Origin of the sequence: Nocardiopsis sp. TNDT3, assembly GCF_003427465.1 — a bacterium.
GTDB classification, from domain to species: Bacteria; Actinomycetota; Actinomycetes; order Streptosporangiales; family Streptosporangiaceae; genus Nocardiopsis; species Nocardiopsis dassonvillei.
The window spans coordinates 1-5593 of the sequence record NZ_QPFC01000117.1; the positions used below are offsets into that span (position 1 = coordinate 1).

Here is a 5593-nt window from a genome sequence, read left to right on the forward strand (position 1 = left end):
GGGGCCGCCGCCGGGCCGGTCAGGTCTTGCGCAGCCGCACCCGCCGCACGCGGTGGTCGTCGCCCTTGTACAGGACCAGGGTGGCCCGCCCCCGGGTGGGGCGGATGTTCTCCACGAGGTTGACCTCGTTGATGGTGCGCCAGGTGTTGGCGGCGAACTCCAACGACTCCTCCTCACTGATGGCGGTGGCCATGTGGTGGAAGTAGGAGCGCGGGTCGGAGAACGCGGTGCGGCGCAGCTCGCGGAAGCGGTCGAGGTACCAGCCGCGGATGTTCTCGACCTTGGCGTCCACGTAGATGGAGAAGTCGAAGAAGTCGGCCACGGCCAGGCGCCCCGCGGAGGGGGCCTGGAGGACGTTGATGCCCTCGACGATGAGGATGTCGGGGCGGTGCACGGTCTGGCGCTCGTCCGGCACGATGTCGTAGTTCAGATGGGAGTAGACGGGGATGTCGATCCGGTCGGCCCCCGCCTTCATCTCCGAGACGAAGCGCACCAGGGCGCGGCGGTCGTAGCTCTCGGGGAAGCCCTTGCGGCGCATCAGGCCGCGCGACTCCAGCACCGCGTTGGCGTGCAGGAAGTTGTCGGTGCTGACCAGTTCCACGTCCGGGTGGTTGGGCCACTGGGCGAGCAGGGAGCGCAGGAGGCGCGCGGTGGTGGACTTGCCGACCGCGACGCTGCCCGCGACCCCGATGATGAACGGCGACGGGCGGTCGGACTCGCCGAGGAAGGCGCGCACGGCGGCGTGCCGCTGCTGGGTCGCGCCCACGTAGAGGTTGAGCAGTCGCGACAGCGGCAGGTAGACGTCCCGCACGTCGTCCAGGGAGGTGGGGTCGGTGGTGCCGCGGAGCTCGGCGAGGTCCGCCTCGGTCAGGGACAGGGGTGTGGAGGCCCGGAGCGCGGCCCAGGCCTCCCGGTCCATCTCCACGTACGGCGTGGAGAAGCCGTTCTTCGTCGTGTGAGACACGAATGACCACCCTAGAGCAGGGGGTCGACCGCGCCGGGCGGCCGGTCCCCACAAGTCCCGCCATGGGACCGTAAACGTGCCGGAAACCACATGTTCACGACACGCACCCCCAAAATTTTGCTTCTCCTTCCCTGGGGGTGGAATCGGTTCCACTCGTTGCCTCCCCATGCCCCCGACCTGCGCGGTCTACTCCCCATGCACCAAATGGTCTATACCGCTACCTGGGAAAACGACCAGTGGTATGGATGCCTGGTTGGTCGATTCGACCGGCTTCTTCGCTTACGCTGGCGGCCATGTGCGGAATCGTTGGCTACGTCGGGCCGCAACCGGCGCTTGAAGTCGTCGTGGACGGCCTCGCAAGGTTGGAGTACCGCGGATATGACTCCGCGGGTGTGGCTGTGCTGGGCGACGGCGCTCTGCGCACCGAGAAGCGCGCGGGCAAGCTCGCGAACCTGCGCCGGGCGCTGGAGGAGCGGCCCGTCAGCGGCGACGGCGCCGGGATCGGACACACGCGCTGGGCCACGCACGGCGCGCCGAACGACGTCAACGCCCACCCCCACGTGGACAACGGCAACCGCGTCGCCATCGTCCACAACGGCATCATCGAGAACTTCGCCGCGCTGCGCCTGGAGCTGGAGGAGCAGGGCTGCAAGTTCCTCTCCGAGACCGACACCGAGGTCGCCGCGCACCTGCTCAACGCCGAGCTGGCCCGGACCGGCGAGCTGCCCTCGGCCATGCGCGCGGTGTGCAAGCGCCTGGAGGGCGCGTTCACCCTCGTGGCCGTCTCCGTGGACGACCCCGACCTGGTCGTGGCGGCCCGCCGCAACTCCCCGCTGGTCGTCGGCCGCGGCGAGGGCGAGAACTTCCTGGCCAGCGACGTGGCGGCGTTCATCGCCCACACCCGCGAGGCGGTCGAGCTGGGCCAGGACCAGGTCGTGGAGCTGCGCGCGGACTCGATCACGGTGACCGACTACGACGGCAACCCCGTCGACGTGCGCGAGTACCACGTGGACTGGGACGCCTCCGCCGCCGAGAAGGGCGGTTACGACTACTTCATGCTCAAGGAGATCGTCGAGCAGCCGCGCGCGGTGGCCGACACCCTCCTGGGCCGCGTGACGGTCGACGGCCAGCTCACCCTGGACGAGATGCGCCTGTCCCCCGAGGACCTGCGCTCGGTCGAGAAGATCGTCATCATCGCCTGCGGCACCTCCTACCACGCGGGCCTGATCGCCAAGTACGCCATCGAGCACTGGTGCCGCATCCCGTGCGAGGTCGAGGTGGCCAGCGAGTTCCGCTACCGGGACCCGATCCTGGACCAGCAGACCCTGGTCATCGCCATCTCCCAGTCCGGCGAGAGCATGGACACCCTGATGGCGGTCCGCTACGCCCGCGAGCAGCGCGCCCGGGTGCTGGCCATCTGCAACGTCAACGGGTCCACCATCCCGCGCGAGTCCGACGGCGTGCTGTACACGCACGCGGGCCCCGAGGTCGGCGTCGCCGCCACCAAGACCTTCCTCACCCAGCTGGCCGCCTGCTACCTGATCGGCCTGTACCTGGCGCAGGTGCGCGGGCTGAAGTTCGGCGACGAGATCAACGCCGTGATCGCCCAGCTGGCCACCATGCCCGAGCAGATCGAGCGGGTCCTGGAGACGGCCGAGCCGGTCCGCGAGCTGGCCCGGTCGCTGGCCGACGCGGACACGGTGCTGTTCCTGGGCCGCCACGTGGGCTACCCCGTGGCGATGGAGGGCGCGCTCAAGCTCAAGGAGCTGGCGTACATGCACGCCGAGGCGTTCGCCGCCGGTGAGCTCAAGCACGGGTCGATCGCGCTGATCGAGGACGGTGTGCCGGTCGTCGTGGTGGTGCCCTCCCCCGAGGGCCGCAGCGTGCTGCACGACAAGATCGTGTCCAACATCCAGGAGGTGCGCGCCCGCGGCGCCCGCACCATCGTCATCGCCGAGGAGGGCGACGAGGTGGTCCGCCCGTACGCGGACGTGCTCATCCCCATCCCGGCCGTGCCGACCCTGCTCCAGCCGCTGGTGTCCACGATCCCCATGCAGGTGTTCGCCTGCGAGCTGGCCCTGGCCAAGGGCAACGACGTGGACCAGCCGCGCAACCTGGCCAAGAGCGTGACGGTCGAGTAGTAGCGGGACCGCAGGAAGGGGGCGTGTCCGGCGCGCGGCGCCGGGCGCGTCCTCCTTCGTACCCGGGGACCGGCGTGTCCGGGGTCGGCCCGTGTGCGGAGCGGGCTGCGTACGGGGCGGGTCCGCTCCCCCTCGTGGGAACGCTCCCGTCAGCGCGGTGCGCCGTGCCCCGACCCGTCGTGGGCGGAGCGGGCGGCGGAGACGTCGGGGTGGGTCGGCAGGACCGCGCCCAGCGCCAGGACGTCGAGGATGCGGGTCAGCTGGCGCGGGGGGCAGGCCAGGAGAAGGTGGTGCCGGGCCCCCGTGGCGAAGCGCAGGGCCCGCACGAGGGCGTTGACGCCCGAGGCGTCGATGAACTCCACCGCTGACAGGTCCACCACCACGCAGCCGTCGGCGGCGGCGGCCGTGATCCGGGTGAACGCCTCCTCGGCGGTGGCGATGTCGATCTCGCCGCCCAGCTCGACGACGGTGATCCCGTCACAGACGAACTGGTCCTGTTCCGTGTCCAGCACGGTCACGCCTCGCTCCGGGATCGGGTGTAGGGAACTCTGCTCAGGACGCGGTCGGCCAAATGCCGACATGCGTTGACAGCCTACTCTTCCCGGACGGCCCGTCCGGTGCCGTCCACAGCCCCGGAGTCCTTTTCCGGCGTCGCCTCACAGGCGCGCGTCAGCCCTCACCACCGCATATCGCCCACACGATTTTTCCGCGGTTACGCACCGGTTCCCAGCCCCATTCCCGGCTGAAAGCGGAGACGAGACCGAGACCCCGACCCGACTCCGCGAAATGGTGGGCGTCCACTCTGACCGGGGCTTTCACGCTGGAATCGGCGACCATGCACACCACTCCGCCCCGGCCGCCGTCGAGGCGGCGCAGCTGGACCACGACGCGGCCGTGCGGGACACCGCGCTCGGGGAGGGCGTGGCGGCAGGCGTTGCCCACGAGTTCGGAGACGATCAGCCGGACGTCCTCCAGCTCCTCACGGAATCCCCATCCCTCCAGGGCCCCGGAGGCGAACTCGCGCGCCCGGCGCACCGACTCCGGCGAGGCCGCGAACGCGCCCGCAGCCGCGTCCCTCGTCCGCGCGCGCTCCCCGACCGAGAGACGGCCCAGTGGGTCGTCCCACCAGCCGCCCAGGAGTGCCTGGGAGGCCTCCGCGAGAGAGGGGCGGCTCCAGGAGGGCTCGGAGTCGGTCTCCGAGGACACCAGCTCTGCGTTCATCACGGTCCTCACGAGTGCGCTGTCGGTTGACCCGTCCGCGGGGCCATCGTGGCTTACATCTGTAAGACACAGATGCACGTGCAGCTCAACGTCCGGGCTAGCGTATAGGACGAAGCACCCTTATTGGTAGATCCCTTGCGCAGAATTCACAGACAGGCATCCGTGTTTACTTCAGGCCCGTAAGGGGCTCATAGGCCCCAGCCCAATCCATGTCCTCCCCTGTCCGTAACGGAACCCCGTGGGTATACTGAGCGGTCGCCCGCACCAAAGCCGTTACAGTCGTTGCACAGGAGGCGATGTGGTCGCCGAAGAGGCACAGAATCTACAGGTCACCCAGGATTTCCTGGCCAATTCCAGCGGTGGCCCCACCGTGCTGCGCATTCTCCTGGGAACGCAGCTGAGGCGGCTGCGGCAGGAGAAGGGGATTTCGCGGCACGACGCCGGGTACGCCATCCGCGCCTCCCACGCCAAGATCAGCCGCATGGAGCTGGGCCAGGTCAGCTTCAAGCGCCGCGACGTGGACGACCTGCTCAAGCTCTACGGCGTGGACCGGGCGGACCAGCGCGAGGCCCTCCTCGGGCTGGTCTCCAGCGCCAACGCCCAGGGCTGGTGGCACAAGTACGGCGACGTGCTGCCGAACTGGTTCGGCGTCTACGTCGGCCTGGAGGAGGCCGCGTCGGTCATCCGCACCTTCGAGGTGCAGTTCGTTCCGGGCCTGCTCCAGAGCGAGGACTACGCGCGCTCGGTCATCCGCCTGTCCCGGACCGCCACGTCCGACGATGACGTGGACAGTCGTGTGCAGATGCGCATGCGCCGCCAGCGCAGATTCGTCGAACCGGACGCGCCCAGACTGTGGGCGGTCATCGACGAGGCCGTGCTGCACCGCCCCTACGGCGACACCCGGGTGATGCGCGGGCAGATCGAGCACCTGATCGAGATGGCCCGCCGCCCCAACATCACCCTCCAGATCGCCACCTTCGCCATGGGCGGCCACCCCGCCGCGGGCGGCCCCTTCAGCATCCTGCGCTTCCCCACCCCCCAGCTGCCCGACGTGGTCTACCTGGAGCAGCTGAGCAGCGCCCTGTACTTCGACAAGTACGACGACACCCACCGCTACGCGCAGACGATGGACCACCTCGCCACCCAGGCGCCGCCGCCCTCCGCCACGGAGGAGATCCTCCGCGGCTTCCTGGAGCGCTACTCCTGACCCCCGCCCACGCCCACCGGTTCCCGAGCCCCTGACCGGGGTGCCCGCCTCGGGACGCCC

The 5593-nt window shown here is 69.8% G+C and carries 5 protein-coding genes; 2 read left to right on the forward strand and 3 right to left on the reverse strand.

Translation table 11 applies throughout. The annotated features are described in order from the left end of the window. Window positions 1-19: 19 nt before the first annotated feature. Window positions 20-925, reverse strand: a complete 906-nt coding sequence (gene coaA / locus DQW06_RS03260) for a type I pantothenate kinase (protein ID WP_041552888.1) — start codon at window positions 923-925, stop codon at window positions 20-22. A gap of 332 nt (window positions 926-1257) precedes the next feature. Here coaA and glmS point away from each other — a divergent pair, with 332 nt between their 5' ends. Continuing rightward, window positions 1258-3105, forward strand: coding sequence for a glutamine--fructose-6-phosphate transaminase (isomerizing) (gene glmS, locus DQW06_RS03265; RefSeq protein WP_117197934.1), 1848 nt, complete (start codon window positions 1258-1260; stop codon window positions 3103-3105). 149 nt (window positions 3106-3254) lie between these two features. Here glmS and DQW06_RS03270 read toward each other — a convergent pair whose 3' ends face one another. Together DQW06_RS03270 and DQW06_RS03275 are read right to left on the reverse strand one after the other, a co-directional pair. Further along, window positions 3255-3623 carry an STAS domain-containing protein gene (locus DQW06_RS03270; RefSeq protein ID WP_013155152.1) on the reverse strand — a complete coding sequence of 123 codons (369 nt, stop codon included), beginning with the start codon at window positions 3621-3623 and terminating at the stop codon, window positions 3255-3257. Between the two features lie 151 nt (window positions 3624-3774). After that, window positions 3775-4326 carry an ATP-binding protein gene (locus tag DQW06_RS03275; RefSeq protein ID WP_013155153.1) on the reverse strand — a complete coding sequence of 184 codons (552 nt, stop codon included), beginning with the start codon at window positions 4324-4326 and terminating at the stop codon, window positions 3775-3777. Between the two features lie 298 nt (window positions 4327-4624). On the opposite strand from DQW06_RS03275, the gene DQW06_RS03280 reads away from it, so the two are divergent. Beyond that, window positions 4625-5533, forward strand: coding sequence for a helix-turn-helix transcriptional regulator (locus DQW06_RS03280; RefSeq protein ID WP_198048812.1), 909 nt, complete (start codon window positions 4625-4627; stop codon window positions 5531-5533). The last annotated feature ends 60 nt before the right edge of the window (window positions 5534-5593 follow it).